The 18,019-nt window shown below is 63.3% G+C and carries 14 protein-coding genes; 9 read left to right on the top strand and 5 right to left on the bottom strand.

Translation table 11 applies throughout. From position 1 onward, the window contains the following. Window positions 1-294 precede the first annotated feature (294 nt). The 5 genes from ACLARN_RS25520 to ACLARN_RS25500 form a co-directional block, all read right to left on the bottom strand. Complete coding sequence (locus tag ACLARN_RS25520) at window positions 295-1,503, bottom strand: DNA adenine methylase (RefSeq protein WP_409493984.1); 1,209 nt, start codon at window positions 1,501-1,503, stop codon at window positions 295-297. Next, window positions 1,500-2,699: a hypothetical protein gene (locus tag ACLARN_RS25515; RefSeq protein WP_409493983.1), complete on the bottom strand. Its 1,200-nt coding sequence runs from the start codon at window positions 2,697-2,699 to the stop codon at window positions 1,500-1,502. The genes ACLARN_RS25520 and ACLARN_RS25515 overlap by 4 nt, the downstream gene beginning before the upstream one ends. A 200-nt stretch (window positions 2,700-2,899) precedes the next feature. Beyond that, a complete protein-coding gene (locus tag ACLARN_RS25510) occupies window positions 2,900-4,942 on the bottom strand; it encodes a helicase HerA domain-containing protein (RefSeq protein ID WP_409493982.1) in 2,043 nt (680 codons plus the stop codon). A 559-nt stretch (window positions 4,943-5,501) separates the two neighbouring features. Continuing rightward, complete coding sequence (locus ACLARN_RS25505) at window positions 5,502-5,975, bottom strand: GNAT family N-acetyltransferase (protein WP_409493981.1); 474 nt, start codon at window positions 5,973-5,975, stop codon at window positions 5,502-5,504. An 8-nt stretch (window positions 5,976-5,983) separates the two neighbouring features. After that, complete coding sequence (locus tag ACLARN_RS25500; RefSeq protein ID WP_409493980.1) at window positions 5,984-9,037, bottom strand: orotidine 5'-phosphate decarboxylase / HUMPS family protein; 3,054 nt, start codon at window positions 9,035-9,037, stop codon at window positions 5,984-5,986. Window positions 9,038-9,321: 284 nt separating this feature from the next. Between ACLARN_RS25500 and ACLARN_RS25495 the strand changes: the two genes are divergently transcribed. From ACLARN_RS25495 to ACLARN_RS25455, 9 genes are all read left to right on the top strand, one after another. After that, on the top strand, window positions 9,322-10,401 hold the full coding sequence (locus ACLARN_RS25495) for a thymidylate synthase (RefSeq protein ID WP_409493979.1): 1,080 nt from the start codon (window positions 9,322-9,324) through the stop codon (window positions 10,399-10,401). 326 nt (window positions 10,402-10,727) lie between these two features. Then, on the top strand, window positions 10,728-11,780 hold the full coding sequence (locus ACLARN_RS25490; protein ID WP_409493978.1) for an NAD-dependent epimerase/dehydratase family protein: 1,053 nt from the start codon (window positions 10,728-10,730) through the stop codon (window positions 11,778-11,780). After that, complete coding sequence (locus tag ACLARN_RS25485; RefSeq protein ID WP_409493977.1) at window positions 11,777-12,739, top strand: thymidylate synthase; 963 nt, start codon at window positions 11,777-11,779, stop codon at window positions 12,737-12,739. Before ACLARN_RS25490 ends, ACLARN_RS25485 begins: the two co-directional genes overlap by 4 nt. Beyond that, the gene (locus tag ACLARN_RS25480; protein WP_409493976.1) at window positions 12,736-14,463 is read left to right on the top strand and encodes a carbamoyltransferase; all 1,728 of its coding nucleotides are present in this window, start codon (window positions 12,736-12,738) and stop codon (window positions 14,461-14,463) included. The genes ACLARN_RS25485 and ACLARN_RS25480 overlap by 4 nt, the downstream gene beginning before the upstream one ends. Continuing rightward, window positions 14,448-15,503, top strand: coding sequence for a hypothetical protein (locus ACLARN_RS25475; protein WP_409493975.1), 1,056 nt, complete (start codon window positions 14,448-14,450; stop codon window positions 15,501-15,503). Before ACLARN_RS25480 ends, ACLARN_RS25475 begins: the two co-directional genes overlap by 16 nt. 50 nt (window positions 15,504-15,553) lie before the next feature. Further along, complete coding sequence (locus tag ACLARN_RS25470) at window positions 15,554-16,075, top strand: DNA topology modulation protein FlaR (RefSeq protein WP_409493974.1); 522 nt, start codon at window positions 15,554-15,556, stop codon at window positions 16,073-16,075. A gap of 25 nt (window positions 16,076-16,100) precedes the next feature. Then, entirely contained in the window at window positions 16,101-16,922 is an 822-nt protein-coding gene (locus ACLARN_RS25465; RefSeq protein ID WP_409493973.1) for a class I SAM-dependent methyltransferase, read from the top strand. Beyond that, window positions 16,919-17,629 (top strand): phosphotransferase, encoded by a 711-nt coding sequence (locus ACLARN_RS25460; RefSeq protein WP_409493972.1) that lies wholly within the window; start codon window positions 16,919-16,921, stop codon window positions 17,627-17,629. Before ACLARN_RS25465 ends, ACLARN_RS25460 begins: the two co-directional genes overlap by 4 nt. After that, window positions 17,626-17,997 (top strand): hypothetical protein, encoded by a 372-nt coding sequence (locus tag ACLARN_RS25455; protein WP_409493971.1) that lies wholly within the window; start codon window positions 17,626-17,628, stop codon window positions 17,995-17,997. Before ACLARN_RS25460 ends, ACLARN_RS25455 begins: the two co-directional genes overlap by 4 nt. Window positions 17,998-18,019 lie beyond the last annotated feature (22 nt).

Here is an 18,019-nt window from a genome sequence, read left to right as displayed (position 1 = left end):
CGTTCCAGCGCGGGTATCAATCGACAGGTTGTCGCGGTCGGTCCGGGTACCTCCGACGCCGGACCGCCGATCGCGCTCCTGATCAGACAGTCCGTATCTCGTGGACACGCCCTCGCGCAGAGGTTTGGCACTTCCGCCAGCGACCCTATTTGGGCCTGTCCGGACGATAGTCCGGACAGGCCCGTGCAGGGAGCCTATGGACGGGTCCTAATCTCTGTGTCCCGCAGCATCGGAGTCGCCAAGTACTGTTCATCGAACAGCGTGATCGACTCCTGGAAAGACCTCCGAACCCGACTACATGGGCAGCTCTCGCAGCTGATGATCTATAGGAACGGTGGAAGAAGGGAGGGTTGTGATGAGAAGTTCGTCGGCGTTGCGTTTGCCGGTTTTGCCACTAGCCGTGTAGCGCATCTTCACCAACCGTTTAGTTAGGTTCCAAGAGCGCACGCCGAGTGTCTCGCGGTCCTCTTTGCTCGGCGTCATGCGTGCGTGCGCGTAGAGCCACGGGCTGTCAGTCAGGAGCGGGTTGTTGTCGTAGCTAAGCAGCCAACGGAATTGAGCCTTAGTGCGCAGGTATGTAGCGAGCTGTATATGGAGCATGTGGTCGTTTGGTCGCGACTTACCTGCCCCATCTCCGCCATATCCACCGCTTGGATCGAAGGACGTGCGGTATAGGTGTGAGGCCTTCTCGAGGTACGGCGGGTCGAGGTACGCGACGACTCGGGACGGGATGAGCTGCGGGTAGTGCTCGGGCACGTCAGCGAGCGTCTGTTTCCAGTCTTTACGCCAGACGTCGACGAGTCGGCCGGTCTCATACAGGTGACCGATGTATCGAAGTCGTTCCTCGATCGAGGCAGGGTTCCAGCGACATCCGATGCCGTACTGGCTTTCCTGCTTTCGCCCGCCGATCGGGCCCGCCTTGCCATGCAAGATCCCCGAGAACGTCGTGCGGTTTAGGAACAGGCACTGTACAGCCAGGCCGAGCCGAACTGTGGCGGGTTTCGCGTTCCGAGCGGGCGTCCATGAACGCCAGTAGTCCCACCGTTCCACTCCGGTCATTCCGCCCGGCTTGACGTACCGGCTCCACTCATCATGCATACGATCGATGAGCGAGTCCGTGTCGGCGGCCGCTACCTGCCAGAAAGCGGTAACCAGCGGATCGACATCGGCTAACAGCACCCGGTCGACAATCCCGTGGCCGACGAGTCGTAAGGAGGCAGACGCTCCGCCGGCGAACGGCTCGACCAGCAGGTTGATCTCCGGAACCTGGCGCGACCCCTTGGCGGCCTCCAAGATCCGGGCGATCATCGGTGCAAGGGAGGACTTTGCTCCAGGGTAGCGCAACGGCGACTGATAGCGCCCGGTCGTGAGGCCGTGGTTGAGGGTACCGAGCGGCGAAACGAGTCGACGAGCGTTGTCGAGGATGTGCGTCGGAATAGCGGGCGTGGCAACGGAGGCGACTCGCCCGGGCACGACCGCCGACACGTCCACATTCCTGATCATGGAGCAGACCGTACCGGACTCCTGGCTCCACCAGGCGAGTCGAGACCGAGTCGAGTGGTGGCCACTAGGCGGAGTACGTCAGTGCCTACGCCGATTGGAAACGCCGCCTTCCCGTGCGCGGCCGCCACCGGGATGATGCCATCGACATACATTGAGGAGCCGGTGCGGTCGATCACGTCGAGGATCGCTGGCAACGTCGGGTAGTCCGAGGGGTCAGCTTTGCCGCCATTGGCATCGTATGGTGCACCGGTTGGCGGTGGCACGGTCAGTACGACGACGCGACCATCGAGCGCGCGGTAGACGAACTTGCGGCCCCAGTAAGTCTCCTTACCATAAGCGCGAGCATTGTTGGCGTTAACGACGCGGGCGATGACCTGTTCGTCGCATATCAGCAATTCGCCCCGCTCGATAATATCGTGACGAGCCAGTTGTCGTGCGTAATCAACCAGAGTTCCCGTTTTCTCGATTCCGCAGACATACGGTGCTATACCCGGCGCAGAGTTGCCCATCGCCTGGAAGTATTCAAGGGCACGCCCGCGCAGCTTCGCAGGCGTGCCGAACACAGCTAGTGGCCCATCGACGATAAACAGAGTCTTGGGCAGAGCCTTCTGGCGAGACTGTTCCCACAGCAATGTCGCCAACCCTGTGAGCACTAACAGTTCGATGACGGACATAAGGCGCCCGAGTGCGGACTGGTTCGTGCCTTCTTCGCCGACTTCCTCATGGATACGGAGAACGTCGGTGGGATAGAGGTGCACGTCGCATGCATTGCAGCTGATGCCAGCGGACGGCACGGGTACGTCCTTCTGGCAGTCAGGGGTCGGGCAGTTGACTGGCACGGTTGCTGCTGGTGCACCGGGGGCACCGTGGAGAAGGAAGAGTAGGTCAACCAGCGACTGGTCGAGGCGATTGACGTCGATCTTTTTCTGTCGGAACAGCTCATTGATCGCCTCGCGCCACGACGTCACGATGTCAACGCCAGGACGCGTGTACGCGCCGGCTACAGGCAAGTCCAGCGTCACGATGGCGGTGTTCAGCGCTCGCTCAATCCTGTAGGGATCGACGAATCGCTCCGCCCGCTGTGACTCGAGGATACCGAGATCCACGTACGCAGCGGCAGCCTGTGCGAATCCGTAAAGAACCGACGGTAGGCCGTCACGGACCTGCTCGACGACGTGCGAACCATCGATCGCCAAGGCGGCAGTGAGGCGCACTGCTCCAGACGGGACGGAGAAGTCGCTTCGCGGGCGGATTCTCTCGCGTATTAGATCTGGGTCTTGGATCGCCTCGGCAGGAACGTGGAAGGTGCGTTGGTCCGCGACAGCCTTAACTGCCGCTGCTGAATGGCCCAGTCGCGACGCGATTTCGTGGGCCCCGCCGACGGTCTCATATGGCATCAGGACGCCGTCCCATTCGGTGGCAACGCTGGATCGCCAGCTGCGGCCCGCGCCTCGTTGACGAGCGCGACGTCGTATCGGTCAATCTGAACAGGGACGATGTAAGGCGAGGACAAGGTTTTGAGCCGTACGTACCCGCGGTCCTCGGAAGAGATGATCGCATCCGAGAACGCTCCGAAGTCATAGAACTTGGCCAGCTCGCGCACTTCTGTTGTGTTGTTCAGGTGGGCGACGACCCAGTTGGCGGTGTTCGCCTTGACTTGGTGTGCAACGCCGGAGACCTCCTGCGTTGCGTATGTCATACCGAGGTTCAGCTTGCTGGCTTCCTTAGCGAGCTTGACCCATACATCGAGGGCGTCCTTGTAGCGGTCGGATGAGAACAGGTTGTGAGCCTCCTCCAGCATCACTTGGATGTGCGGTGGCTCCTCCCCAGAAGTGAAAACCTCGGTTTGCTTGGAAAGGAGCCGACGCGTAATCGACTCGCTCAGCGCCTTCGTTACGGCCTCGGCGCCGACATGCAAGTCGACGATCACAATGCGTCCCTGGACCAGCTCTTCGTAAATCTCGACCGCAGGGTCATTCTGGGTAGCTGGACTGTGAAACGGACGCAGGGGCCCTAGGTTTCGGTAGCCTCGGACGCTGCGGTTACCGCTACGAGTGGTGAAGATCGGTTCGACGCTCTTCCAACGAATATCCTTCGTAAAATTGGTTGCGTCATTGTCTCCGGCGTCACATAGCTCCACGATCTTGTCGACAACGTCTTCGATGTCTCCTGCTGCGATAGAGGCGAAGTTGGGAGCGCTTCCGCTTTGCCTGAACGGGTTGCGAGCGATCCCGGCGGCAATTTTTTGCTGAAACGCGACGCTAATGTTGATTTTCGCGCGGAAGTTTGCTGGTGCAGTGAATCCCGCTCGCTTGAGAGCGCCGTAGAGGACGAGTCGGGCACGCTCCGCATGCGTGGTGGCGGATCGGTCGCCAGGTACATTCGCGTATGACGTACCAGCGAAGTCCTTGACGTAACCGGCCTCATCGCCGCTGAGGGTGTCGGAGATCAACCCCTGAACGGCATCAATCTGGTTCTCGGAAAAGAAGTTGATGTTGAGAGGCTTTACGTGTGACTGCGTTCCATCTGCACCGAACATGAAGATGCGGACGTGGTCCGCGCCGATCGCCGCGATCTCGGTTCCGTCTTGCGTGTTCGGGTTCGCGTACTCGCCCTGCGGGTCGAAGATAAGCTGGCCGATGGGGTGCCCGCCTGCGGCACGCTGCCGCTCGGAGACTACGAACGTGCGCGCAATGATGATTTTCGCAGTGTTCGACTTGCCCATTCGGGTCATGCCGAGCAGAGCGGTCTTGTTGCCGATAAAGTCTCGGATATTGACTTCGACAGCGGCGTCGGCTTGCTTGGAGGTCTTGGCTCGCCGCCTGGTTGCGGAGTACCGCACCGCTCCGATGCGCACGCGTTCGACTGGGCGCCCGGTCGGCTTGAGGTAGGAAGCGATCGTAGCGAGTCCGTCACCAATCGGCTTCAACACTCGATACGTGGAAGTGGCATAGAAGTTGTCGACGTCGGCGCCGAATTCCAGTACCTTCTCGCCGTCCACGTCGTCTTCATAGAAGGTCCCGAGAATCTTGCACCGCACGCCGGTGAACGACACTCGGTTCTTGGTGAACGGGTCAAGGTCCGCGTCGAGCACGACCGATGGCGCTGGATCCTGGTTATTTGAAAGTGCTGTGCGCAGCGACTCTTCACGCACGGCGTGAAGATCGCGCTCAAGCGACAATGGCGCCGTTCCCTCAACACGCAGAAGCAAAACCTCATCGTCATCAACGTGAGGATCGTTCACGTCCTGCGCTGTTGCCAGGAGGAACGAGAACTGCGGAAGCCCGCCAGCGTCGAACTTCCAGCGATCGTGCGTCAGCACCACGGCCTGGCCGTAGTCGAGCTGGTGGATTGCGCCGATCCGGGTGGACCGCCCATCGACAAGCAGCTCCGACCGCAGCAACGACCCGGCACCAACGCCAGGGATGAACTCTGTCATTCTCACCCTTCTCGAGAGACACCAAGGGGACGCACTCTCGCACAGCTTACCGACAAGACCGACAACTCATGGTGCTCTGATGGCCCGCAGCGTGGGCACGGGCGCGGCCCGTCTTTGACCAGGGACAATTGCTGCTTTGCTGAGTTGAACGCATCGTGATCATGGTGTCGTAGCACGTGTAGGAGTGGGCTGTACAGCTTGCTGGAGGGCTGGCACGACTCAGCCGACGACGCGCTTGTGAGTGCACGGCGGCCGTGTCGCCGCTGGCCCTCCGGTGGGGGTGACTTCGAGCTCGCGCGCGTCCGGGCCTCCTGTCGGCGCGGGCGAGTTCGGTAGATCATCGCTGGATCGCGTCACTCGCGCCCGGCACGCATGACAAAGCGGGCAAGCCGGCCGACGTGGTGGAATGCCTCGCTTCTCAGTCGACAGGTGGATGCCCGCAGCATCCTGGGACGTAAAGCTCGACGGTCGCGGGTGCCTCAATGCTCCGATCTCCTCCTCCGTCCGTGTGGCGTTACCTTCGTCTCCCAGATAACGAGCGACGGAACGGAGCGGCTACTCATAAGTGATGTTCGTAGACCGCGCGGTCCTTGCCGGGGCCTTTGAAATCGGCGGTGACCCAGATGTCGTTGACCTTGTAGTCGCTGGGGTGGTTGATGAACCCCATGGCTGGCCACGTCGCGTGTGCCGTGGTGTTTTCGGGCTCGGACGTGAGGTAGAGGCGATCGATTCCCCACGAGACAGCTTGTTCGCGGACGGCTGCGATCAGGGCCTTCGATATGCCCTGCTGCCGGTATGAGGGATGTGTCATGACGTCCTGGATGTAGACGTCGTCCGGGTTGTCCTGGCTGCGGAATGCCATGACGGCTCCGGCGAGCGCGTCGTCGATCGTGGCGACGGGGCAGGTTGAAGAGAACAGGGTGGCGTAGAGCCAGTAGTCCGAGTAGGTGCGTGGCCGAATGTACGGTGCGCCGAGTTCCATCAGGTCGATCACCTGAGGAATGAGTTCCTGGCGAAGCGGCGAGATCTTCATGTGGCTCCTCAGTCGTTCGAGTGGACGAGTTCGGCAATGCGTTGAGCAGCGGTTGCGGGGTCTACAGCGTCGGCGACACTGCGGCCGACAATGAGGATGTCCCAGTCAGGGCTGGCGATGATCGCGTGGTCAGCCGGGCTGAAACCTCCGGATACCGCCACGGGGAGCTGGGTCCACGACCGTATCCTGCGGGCAGTGGTCAGGGAGGTCGTGCTGGCGATGCCGATGTCGATGTTGGTAGTGATCGTGAAGCCATCGACCCCGGCGCGTTCCATGGCGCTGACCCACTGCTGTGATAACGACGTTGTCGGCGCGTCGAGCATGATGGGTATGCCGAGGCGTCGTCCGGCCTCGACAGCCGCCGAGACGCTGGCCGTGCTGGCTGGGCCGATGAGTAATACGACGTCGGCGCCGGCCTCGGCCGCGAGGACAACTTGGTCACGGCCCCAGTCGGCCGACATCATCTCCGCGATCACGGTCGTCTCCGGTACGTGCATCTTGATCTGCTCGATCGCACGCAGGCCGACTTCCTTGATCAAGGGATCACCGACTTCGATGAAGTCGACCCCGGCGGCTGCTGCGGCCTGTGCAACTCGGATGGCGTCGTCGAGGTTGTGAATGTCCAGCGCAACTTGGAGGGCACGGTGACCGCGTCGCCGCCTGAACGTCTCACGGTGCGACCGCGGGTCACTGATGGCAGATCTGCCAGGCTGGATTCCGCGGGCAAGTTCGGTCGCGAGGCCGTCGGCTTCGCGTCGAACGAGCCAGTCAGTGCTCTGTTGCCCACGCGTGACGATTGCGGCACGTGCGGGATCGGTAAGGTTCGCCCAGCCAGTTCGCGATTCTCGCAGGATGGAGAAGAGCGCTCGCGCAGTGGCGTTGGACTCTTCAGCGTCGACCGTGGGGGCGTGCAGAATCCGGAGCCGTTGCAGGATCGTATGTACGTGGATGGGGCACTGCGCCCACGTCGGCTCGGCCTTCACGACTGCCAACGCTTCCGCGATGAGCGGGTCTCGAGACACTGAGATCACGTGCTGTGAGAGAAGCCCATGCAGGACGCGTTCTCGCACGTGCCAGTTTTCGTCAGCGAGCAGGACCCGCAAGTAGTCGTGCGCCGCCGTCCGCGACGCCCGCGGCAGGGCAAGCGCGGCCGCGGCTCTGACTTTGTAGTCGCGATCGTGCACCAGCCGACCGAACACGGCTTGGCTGGTCGCGTTCGTGGGGGCGTGGTCGTCGCGCAGGCCTTCGGCGAGTGCTGCGCGAACTCGCCAGTTCCGTTGGTTGAGGAGAACCTCGAGCGGACCGGTCAAGTCGGCGATGTCACCGAAGAACAAGAAGAAGTGCCGGGCGAAGAAGGTTGCTTCTTCGCCTTCGGCGAGGTCGGCCGTATCGAGAAGCGCGTAAGCGCCAGCCGCGTTGAGGTTCTGCTCGACGAATACCTTGGCGTCGTTCCAACACTTGGAGCCGAAGCGACGAAGGAGGCCGAGGAGCCATCCGTTGGCGTCTGGCCCGAGTGCCGGATAGACATCCGGCGTCATCAGCAGCGCCTGGGCGAGTTCAAGGCCGGCCTCAGTGTCGCTGCGGCGAGCGCAGGTGCGCAGGACTTCCCGGTTGGCGAACCTCGCTCCTTGTGCGGCGATACGCAGCATCATCGGCAGCGTTGTGTGCGTGGAAATCGTTGGCGCCATCGACGCTTCAGTGACCAGGTCACGCGCAGTGTCGTCGAGACAGCTGATCGCGAGTTCGAAGATGTTGCGCGCTGTCGCCGAGTTGTGTGCGTGAGCAGCCAGCGCGTTGAGCGCGTTGACCAGAGCGATGGACCGGCCGCGGGTTCGCAGGACGGAAGCGATTCTCGTCGCGAGGGCAAATTCGCGGAGAACGTCGTGGGCAAACTCGATGTCGCCGGTTGCGGTCACGCGTGTCAGCGCTGCGGCCGAGGAGCCGAGCCTTGGCTGCTGCTGTGGCTCAGGCTCTTGCTCGCGGGGAACATCGAGGGCGATGTTTGCAGGTATGAGGTTAGGTGTCTTGCGCTCGGCGATGTCTGCGAGCGCGGCCAGGGCCTGATCAGCATCCTGGCCGTCCTCGCGGAGGATTGTCCGGACGCAATGATCGATGAGGGTGTAGGCGTTGCCATCACTCGTTGTGCTCCCTTGCTTTGCAGCAAGAACAAGCTGCATGTAGAGCGGGAGCCGGATCAGTTCTTGTACCGCAGTGGGAAGGTCAGCGAACGCGGGATGCTCGTCAGTTCTTGCTGCATCCCATGCCGCCTGCGTCTCGACCAGGTTCCACGAACCAAGCATGAAAGGCCCGCCAGGTTCGTGCTGCCCTGGGGGATCGAAGAGAGCTGCAGTCAGGACGGGGTAGGGGGCTGTCTCGATATCCGGCGGCGTGCGCATCACCAGCATGAAGCGCAACGACGGCGAGGTCACCTGACGCAGGATTGTATCGATATGTCGACCGATCTCGTTGAATTCGACTTGAGATGAAATGCCGTCGACGATGACCACGCACGTTCGCGACGCGGCGGAGCTGGCTGCTTCCAAGGTGAGCAGCGCATCATGCTGGCGGGGAATCGAGGCATATCGGAGGATCTCGACAGCCAGGTCGAGCCCAGGTAGGTCCCACGAGTTCGCGGCGAGCAGCTGAACGTCAGCTTCAGTGCTCAGCTCGGTCGCGAGGTGGTAGGTCAGGTGCGTCTTACCACTCCCCGCAGGGCCTGTGACAGCGCAGACCCGCGACGAGGATGCTAGAAACCGACGAACGTGCTGGATCGCTCCGGGTGGTGGGCGGTAAGGCATCTCAGCGGCCTGTTGCGTCGTCAACATGTTCAACAGTGCATCGGTACGCGCCCGAGAACTGACTCCTAGCTCACCGTGTGGTGTCTGGCCGGCAGCGAGTGCGAGCTCAAATCGCTCCCGGACGTCTTCCGGTGCAAGGGAAAGATCAGTGTCGAGAACTTGCTGTGTTGCTGTCCTCAGCTTCGCCTTTTCGCCGCGAGACTCCCAATTCGAGACTGCGGCGTCGTTGAAGCCGAGGTGGCCGGCGAACTCGCGCACGCTCATGCGCCGCGCCTCCCGCAGGGCCCGTGCCTCGCGCCCGGACCACTTCACAACAGCCACAACCTGCACGCCCTTCGTGTCCCCACCTCGTCGACCGCAGTCGAGCGTAGCGATCTACGGCCTTCGGCAGCGATCAACTCTAGGACATAAGTAGGACAGCAGCGAGTTCCGGGCCGGTCACTATCTGTTGCACGCTGGGTTCGTGGCCCACCGTCAGCCGCCAGCGTCGATAGGCAGCACGACAGGCGGACAGGACGTGGCTATCAACGACCACGAAGGAGCTGGATATGCCCTCAGGACCCGTGTCTGGCAGGTCGTTGAGTCCTACGGTCTTCGCCGGCTTCCATGACGCTTACCTCGCGGTACTCGATCACGTGGGTCGACACGCGGAGTATCGCAACGCTCCCCGCGGCAACCCCACCAGGGAATGTCTCAACGTGTCGTTCCAGCTGGCCAACCCCTTAGCACGCCTGCCGTTCCTGCCAGCACGAAGAACCGATGTCGTGTTCAACCTGGCCGAGACGTTGTGGTTCCTCAGCGGGCGAAACGACGTGAACATGATTACCTACTACGAGCCCCACATGCGGTCCCTATCCGCGAATGGCTCCACCATCGACGGTACTGCCTACGGAACTCGGCTGTTCCGTCCGGTGAGCGGACGCAACGGCCGGTCAGCGTTCGACGCCACCGTGGACTTGATTCGGCACGCTCCAGATACCAAACGGGCCGTCATGCCGATCTTCACCGAGCAAGAAGTCGGTGAACGCATGCACCCGGACGTGTCGGGAGCCCTGGCGTTCCAGTTGTTCCAACGAGACGGCGCCTTGCACGCGGTGTGCTACGCACGGGCCAACGACGTCATGGACGACTTGGCCGCGGCCGTCTTCTCGTTCACATTCGTCCAAGAGCTGGCGGCACGGCTGCTTGCGTTGGAGTTGGGAACATACACGCACCACGCAGGGTCGATGCACATTCAGGACGTCGAGCATTCACGTGTCGAACGAATCCTCAGCCATGCCGAGAGTTCCACGAGTCCGGTCAGCTTCCCAAATCTGCGGATGCCACTGGACACGACTATGGGTGCGGTTCGTGAACTGTGTATCCAAGAGCAGCTTTTGCGCGGCAACCAGATCCGTCACACGCCTGAGTCCATCGAAGAGCTTGACCTCGACCGGTACTGGCAGCAGCTCGTTGCCCTTCTCGAGGCATACCGGCAGATCAGATATGCCCCCGACGGAGCAGCAGTCGACTTCGAAATTCTTGACTTCCTCGATCCCGCCCATCGCTGGTTACTTGCACGCAAATGGCCCGATCGCGTACCGCAGGACCTACCTGTCACCGCTCGGTCGCACCATGAGCCAGCATGAACCGGCGATACCGGACGGCGACGTTCGCGCAGTTTGCGCCGTGGTCGTCGCGACCGACAGTCCTGCCGGGCTATCTGAAGAAGCTATCGACCAGCTCACCCGGCATCTGCCAACACTCCGCGCGCCGGGCACGTGTCCGACATGCGCAGGTCGGTACTGGCCCTGCGCGCCCTTCGACGAGGCCGCTAGGACCTTGCTCGACAGGGGAGTACGGCTCGCCTCGTTTGTGCCCGTCGATCTGCATCCCAAGCTGTGGCCGAACCAGGCCCGGCAACGATCACACCGTCCACAACCGACGCACGGCAGAGCCGGTGAGGAGCCTAGTCATGGATAGACCGGTCGAATCGGCTGACGACCGCGGAACGGTCCTCACCGGGACGAGTGTTGAAGGTCCCACGCGCGTCATGGTCACGGGTGCTGCCGGTTTCATCGGGTCGCACCTCGTGGATGCCTTGCTGGAGCGGGGCGCACACGTGCTCGCGGTCGATCGCCGCCCCCCTGGCGACGTCACTGCGGCGGTCAACCTTGCTCAGTCGATTGATCACCCGTGTCTGCGCGTGGTCACGGCGGACCTGCTCACTGCGGATCTCGACGAGCTGGTGTCCGGCGTCGACACAGTCTTTCATCTGGCGGCAGTTCCCGGCGTCCGTACCTCCTGGGGACCACAGTTCACCGACTACATCAACTCCAACATCGTTGCCACTCAACGACTACTGGCTGCAAGCGGGACTGCGGGCATCCGGCGGATTGTGATGGCGTCGTCGTCCAGTGTGTATGGCGAGACGCCTGGACCAAGCCGTGAACACGATCCGACCGGACCGATTTCTCCGTACGGCGTAACCAAGCTCGCCGCGGAACAGCTGTGTCTGGCCTACGCCGCACGTCCGGACGTTCCTTTCAGCGTGGTCGCCTTGCGGTACTTCACCGTCTACGGTCCGCGGCAGCGCCCAGGCATGGCCATAAGCCAAGTGCTGTTGAGCGCACTCAACGAAAGCCCGGTGCCGCTCTACGGCGACGGTCACCAACGGCGCGAGTTCACGTACGTCAGCGATATCGTTGCGGCCACTCTCGCGGCCGCAACGGCCGATGTCCGCGCCGCAGTGATCAATGTCGGGGGCGGTGCCAGCGTCACCATGCTCGAAATACTGGGCTTGGCTCGCGATGTCACCGGTAACCCCGTGCCGATTATCCACTGTGCAGAGCAGGCCGGAGACATACCGGCTACTGAAGCCGACCTCACCTTGGCCCGGCGCATTTTGGGCTATCACCCGTCCGTCGACTTGAGAGACGGCATGGCGCTGCACGCGGCGTGGCTGGCGAGCCTTCCCGACGAGCAACGTCGATCCCGACTACTTGGGCCTCTGGAGGCAACCCGATGATCACCCTCACCGGCGACACAGCTAACGACCTGTTCCTTCAGGCCTGCCATGCAGTACGACGGGACGGAGCGACCGTGAGTCCGCGTGGGATGGCGACGACCGAGATCCTCGGCGCCCATCTGTGCTTGACCAACCCGCGCAGCCGCTTTGTCGACGTGCCCCCGTTCCGAGTGATCAATCCGGCGTTCGCGGTAGCGGAAGCGTTATGGATCCTGTCCGGTTCGGACGGTCCATGGATCTTCCAGTACAACCGGGCCTTGACCCGCTACACCGACGACGGTCGTCTCCAAGGTGCCTACGGTCCGCGGATGCGGCGGTGGCGTGGTCGCATCGACCAGCTTGATCAAGTCCGGCGCCTGCTTTCCCGCGATCCTGACTCGCGCCAAGCCGTGATCCAGCTGTTCGACCCCGAACGTGACACACGAGGCCACCGCGACGTGCCTTGCACTCTGGGGTATCGCTTCTTCTTGCGCGAAGGGCGGCTGCATATGCACACCACCATGCGCAGCATGGATCTCTGGCTTGGTTTCCCGTACGACATCTTCGCCGCCACTCTCCTGCAGGAACTGCTCGCGGGCTGGCTGAACGTCGACCTCGGCGAGTACCACCATCACGTGGATTCGCTGCACCTGTACGAGAAACACGCCACAGGTGCCGCGGACCTGCCCACGCTCGATGTCTCGCCGTCACCCTCGATGCCGCCGATCGACGTGGCGTGGGATGACCTGTCGGGCCTGCTGACCGAGGTAATCGCCGGCCGGACCCCAGACAACGGCAACGAGGTGTGGACCATGTTCGCCGCGCTGATGGCCAGCTACGGCACCTGGTCTCAAGGCGACCGAGACCAAGCACGGATGAGCGCCGCAGCGACAACAGGTGAGCTCGGTCGCGCCTTGGAACGCTGGTATGTCCACCTCACCTCTTCGCCTGCCGTTGCCGCAAACGGGGAACGGCGATGACACCCGCACTGAGTTCAGGCCCGGTGGTGTTGGGGTTGTGTTCGTACACCCATGACTCGTCAGCCGCGCTGATCGTGAACGGAGCACTGGTCGGGTTCGCCGAGGAGGAACGGCTCGTTGGCGACAAACACACCAAGGCATACCCTGCCCATGCGGTCGCGTGGCTGCTTGCGGAGAACGGCCTCACCGCCGACGATGTCGACGTTGTCGGCTACAACTTCCAGGCGCACCGCTACCTCGGCGCTCTTCCCCAGGTTCCCGGCCAGCTGATCCGCCGAGCTGAACGAGAGCGCGCGTTTGCGCGGGCACGAAGCTTCGCCGACGTGGCGTCTCGCACACGCGCACGAACCAGGGAGCTGGCCATGCGTTTCCCGTACGCCCGAGTCCGCTCTGTGCAGCACCATCGGGCCCACGGCTTGTACGCGTTCGCGTCCTCAGGCTACGAGGATGCCGCCGTGCTGGTCGCCGACAGCCTCGGTGAGCTGCAATCCACAACGCTCGGCTACGCCCACCGAACCTCTGACGACCGTGGCGACTACCGGATCATCGAGCACATCGACGATCCCGCATCGCTGGGCTACGCCTACGGAGCGGTCACCGAACATCTGGGCTGGCGCCGTGGCGACGAGGAAGGCACGGTGATGGCGCTGGCCGCGTTGGGTGACCCAGCTCGGTTCCGATCGCTTTTCGCGCAAGCGATTCCGATCACCGACCGTGGCTTCGCGCTCGACCCCGCCTTGCTCCCCTTGCGCGTGCTGTCACGCCAATATCCCCGGATCGGGCCAGCCTTCACCTCAGCCACCTGTCCGCCCCGTCTTCCAGGGGAGCCGCTCACGCAAGTACACGAGGATCTGGCCGCCGCGCTGCAAGAACGCACCGAACAAGTAATGGTCCATCTCGCTCGTCGTACGCGCCAGCTCACCGCGTCAAGCTTGCTGTGCGTTGGCGGTGGCGTCGCGACCAACTGCGTGGCGATTGGCAAGATCGTCGATAGCGGGTTGTTCGACGAGGTTCACGTCCCGCCCGCGCCGGGCGACGCCGGCACGGCGATCGGTGCAGCCGCCGCCGCACACCTTTCCAGCACAGGCACACTGCCTCTCGGCGTGGCGAGCCACTGCTACCTCGGTCCCGCTTATTCTCCACTCGTCCTGCCTGAAGCGCCTCGTCCGGGCCTGTCGGCGGCACAGCCTAGGGTCCCGGCCAAGTTCCTCGCCCGCCAGCTCGCCGACGGACGTATCGCCGGACTGTTCCATGGCCGGATGGAAGCCGGGCCCCGTGCGCTGGGTAATCGCTCGATGCTGGCATCGCCCCTGCTGCCCGATGTCGTCGACCGGCTCAACAACACCGTGAAGTTCCGCGAACCGTTCCGCCCCTTCGCGCCGGTCGTCCTCGCCGACGACGCTCCCGACTACTTCACACTTCCGCAAGCAACCCCGTACATGTCGATCGCATCCGGCGTCACCGACCTCACCCGCGACAAGATTCCCGCGGTCGTCCACGCCAACGGCACAGCCCGGGTCCAGACCGTCACCCGTGCCCAGAACCCGTTTCTTGCCGAGGTACTGACCGAGTTCGCCGCCATCACCGGTGTTCCCGTGCTGATCAACACCTCGCTCAACGTCAAAGGCCAGCCCATCTGCGGCACCCCGGACATGGCTCTGGACTGCCTCATACGCAGCGGCCTCGACGGCCTGATGATGGAAGGCTGGTGGATCACGAAGTGAAAATCGGATACAGCTTCTGGGGTTTCCTCGGCTCCGGCATCCTTGACACCCCGGACGGCGGACGTAGTCACCGCCGCACGCTGGTCGACGGGCTCCGCTCCCGCGGACACCAGCTGATATTCCTGCAACCCGACCGCGACCAGGCCGAAGCCGGCCTGGACCTCTCCGCGCACTACACCTGGGACATCGGCCTGCCCGAGGTCGACGCGATATTCCTGGAGTGGCGGTGGCCGATCGCCGGCCGCAACACCACCTGGTGTGGCGCTGCCGGGCACACCTGTGATCTGCATCGCCAGCAGGAGCTGCTTGACCACTACACCTACCGACGCGGCACCTTCACGGTGCTATGGGACAAGGACCGCAAGCTCCCACCCGACGATCCGCTGCGTCATATCCCCAACGTCGTGGTCTGCGAAGCGGCACTGCACCCGACCCCCGGCGCGATCACCTTGCTGTTCCCGATCGCCGACCACACTCTCGAGGAAGCCGACCCGGTCGCCCTGGCCACGCAGCCGCGGGACCTGCCCTTGGCTTACGTCGGTAACCAATACGACCGCAACGACACGTTCGACACCTTCTTCGCCCCGGCCGCCTCGCAGCACCAACACGTCGTCGCCGGGAAATGGCCGCGCACTCAGCCATGGCCCCACGTCCAGTTCATCGGGCGCGTGCCGTTCCCTGAGGTCGCCGAGATCTACGGTCGTGCGCTTACGACCGTCCTGCTCCTTCCGGACCGGTATGCGGCCGCCGGACAGATGACGCAGCGCCTCGCTGAGGCCGTCCTGGCCGGATGTCTACCTCTGAGTCCCACCACGCTCCGCAGCGGAGCCGCCTTCGCGCCCCGAGACCTTCACGTCGTCGATGGCGCAGCCGCTGCGGACCGCATCGCTCATCTGCAGGGGATCGCCGGGACCGGCGAACACATCGATCTACTGCGGTCATGCCTGGCATTGCTGGACAGGTTCCGGGTCTCACGCCAGCTGGACGTGCTCCACGCTGTACTGGCGGAGCAACTTGCCCCGACCGGGGTAGTGCCATGACCGGCCAGCCTCCGAACTGGCCGAAACTCACACCGGTAGCGTCGCGGCCCATGGACAGGATCGCCATCATCGGCTGCGGTGGGTCCGGCAAGACCTACCTGGCCAACCAGCTCGCCACGACCCTTAACCTGCCGCTGACCCACCTCGACAGCGTCTACTACGACGCCGACTGGAACCCGCTCCCACAAGACGAGTTCGCCGCGCTCCAGCGCGCCCTCGTGGACAAGCCCCGCTGGCTGCTCGAAGGAAATTACGCAGGAACCCTGCCCGTCCGCCTCGCTGCGGCCGACGTCGTGATCTTCCTTGATCTGCCCGCGATCACCTGTCTGACGGGGATCCTGCAGCGCCGGTGGCGGTACCGCGGTGGACAGCACGCCAAGGACGGCGTCTACGACCGCATCACCTGGGACTTCGTCCGCTACATCTGGGGCTACCGCAAAACGATGCGCCCCAAGGTTCGCCAGCTGCTCGGCGAACACGGTAGTCACGTAGCGCTGATCACATTGACCAGCCGACGCCAGGCGGCGCGATTCCTCGCGTACGTCAAAACCGAGAACTCCACCTCGACCTAACCCGCTCCAGGGGAGGCGCCTGTCCATGCCCGCCACACCCTTCACCGACCCCGATCTGATTGCCGGTCAGCTGTATGCCGACGCCGACCGAATCCAACAACGCACCAACGCCCTGCACACCGCGAAAATTGCTGGTGACGACGCCACCGCCACTCTCGTGGAGCTCGCTGCCCATTCCGCCCCGCCGTCGCCGGTGGTCTGCGACATCGGCTGCGGTCGAGGCTCAACCACGCTGCAACTCGCGCAACGTCTCGCCCCGGCACGGCTCATCGCCCTGGACCAATCCGCGGCACTCCTCAACACGGTTCGAGGACGCTTCGACGCTGCAGGACGTACGGTCGAGACCTGTTGCGCGGACTTTCACCATCTGCCGCAACTGGATGCCAGTATCGACGTCGCTGTCGCGGCGTTCTGCCTCTACCACTCTCCGCAACCAGCCAGCGTCATCGGCCAGGTCGGGCGCTGCCTGACACCTGGAGGGCGTGCCGTCCTGGCCACCAAGTCCGCGAACAGCTATCGCGAGATCGACCAGCTCATCGCCGAATCCGGGCTCGACATCCACGCGGCCACGCGTCCCAGCCTCTACACGTCCTTCCACAGTGAGAACGCAGCGGAGATCACCGCTACGGCACTGTGTGTCGAGCAAGTCGTTCACCACGAACACGTCTTCCGGTTCAGCGGGCTCGACCACCTCGCCGTCTACGTTGCGACGTCGCCGAAATACGAGCTGCCGGACGGTCTCGTTGCCCAACCCGGCCGGTTGGCGGCCGAGCTGCATCGACGGCTCGATGACCATCCCGTGGTCACGACGTCCACCGTCACGTACGTATCGGCGGTACGGCCATGACCGGCATGACCTTCGTTAAGCACTACACAGACCCGCAGCGGGCGCGAGGCGCCACGGCGCACTGGGCCTGGCTCGCGGAACTCGAGTGTGGCATCCGGCTTCCTGAACTGCTGGCGGTCGAGGAACACAAGCTGACGTTCGAGTACCTAGGTCACCAGCAGCCAGGGCCTGCCGATCTCGTAGATCTGGCACAGGCACTAGGACAGCTGCACGCTGCGGCCTTCATCGCCGAACTCGGCACGGCCGTCTTGAACCGCCCACATCGAGTCTCGCCTCATCTGACGATCCAGGATTTCGTGTCTCCACGTCGAGAGCTTCTGAGCCGGGCGCCTTTGTCGGTCGCGAGCTCTCCCGCGGCGTTTTACAAGGACGCCAACATCCGCAACTTCCTGCTCACCGATCGCGGTGTCGCGATCGTCGACTTCGACGATCTGACCCTCGCTCCGTTCGGCTACGACCTCGCCAAGCTCGTCGTCAGCACGGCCATGACCAACGGCCGTCTCGACCCGCGCGCCATCGACGACGCGTTGGCCGCATACAACACAGAAACGGCCAACTCGTCTGACAGGACAACCTGTCAGCTCGACCAGTTGCAGCTCTATGCAGAGCTTCATCACCAGCTCACCGCTCGTTACCTGCGTCGCAACGGCTATCGCTACGCCTGGCCGGATGTACGGCCATGGCCGGAACCCGAGGCGCCAGCATGACTATCTCACCGCCGGACTGTTTGGCTTTCGGGCCTCACGTCGGTCTCGGACGCGTCCTGGCCGACATCATTGCCGAACGGGAAGCGCAGCATGGGGTCCACGGCGTACAACATCACCTGCCGGACGGCACCGGACCAGAATGGACATACCTCGCCGAGCAGGCCCGCGCCGAGTGTGAACGGGCTGCCGCTGCCGGCCAATTGACCTGGCGTCACATCCTCTTTGAAGAAGTCGCCGAAGCTCTAGCCGAGAACAACACCAATCGGCTTCGCGCTGAGCTCGTTCAAGTCGCCGCAGTCGGCGTCCAATGGCTTCAGGCCGTCGACAACCGTTCAGTTCCAGCCACGGCCACCGGCCAAGAGTCTTAAAGCACCTGAGTCTCATGCGGTG

Source organism: Amycolatopsis sp. cmx-11-12 (genome assembly GCF_046269425.1).
Classification (GTDB): Bacteria; Actinomycetota; Actinomycetes; order Mycobacteriales; family Pseudonocardiaceae; genus Amycolatopsis.
The sequence above is the reverse complement of the archived record's forward strand: the minus strand, read 5'-3'. Positions and strand labels throughout refer to the sequence as shown.

Coding starts and splice junctions, on each gene's coding strand:
- ACLARN_RS25520 (WP_409493984.1), bottom strand. CDS start 1,503: ATGATCAGGAATGTGGACGTGTCGGCGGTCGTGCCCGGGCGAGTCGCC.
- ACLARN_RS25510 (WP_409493982.1), bottom strand. CDS start 4,942: ATGACAGAGTTCATCCCTGGCGTTGGTGCCGGGTCGTTGCTGCGGTCG.
- ACLARN_RS25505 (WP_409493981.1), bottom strand. CDS start 5,975: ATGAAGATCTCGCCGCTTCGCCAGGAACTCATTCCTCAGGTGATCGAC.
- ACLARN_RS25500 (WP_409493980.1), bottom strand. CDS start 9,037: ATGAGCGTGCGCGAGTTCGCCGGCCACCTCGGCTTCAACGACGCCGCA.
- ACLARN_RS25495 (WP_409493979.1), top strand. CDS start 9,322: ATGCCCTCAGGACCCGTGTCTGGCAGGTCGTTGAGTCCTACGGTCTTC.
- ACLARN_RS25490 (WP_409493978.1), top strand. CDS start 10,728: ATGGATAGACCGGTCGAATCGGCTGACGACCGCGGAACGGTCCTCACC.
- ACLARN_RS25485 (WP_409493977.1), top strand. CDS start 11,777: ATGATCACCCTCACCGGCGACACAGCTAACGACCTGTTCCTTCAGGCC.
- ACLARN_RS25480 (WP_409493976.1), top strand. CDS start 12,736: ATGACACCCGCACTGAGTTCAGGCCCGGTGGTGTTGGGGTTGTGTTCG.
- ACLARN_RS25470 (WP_409493974.1), top strand. CDS start 15,554: ATGGACAGGATCGCCATCATCGGCTGCGGTGGGTCCGGCAAGACCTAC.
- ACLARN_RS25465 (WP_409493973.1), top strand. CDS start 16,101: ATGCCCGCCACACCCTTCACCGACCCCGATCTGATTGCCGGTCAGCTG.
- ACLARN_RS25460 (WP_409493972.1), top strand. CDS start 16,919: ATGACCGGCATGACCTTCGTTAAGCACTACACAGACCCGCAGCGGGCG.
- ACLARN_RS25455 (WP_409493971.1), top strand. CDS start 17,626: ATGACTATCTCACCGCCGGACTGTTTGGCTTTCGGGCCTCACGTCGGT.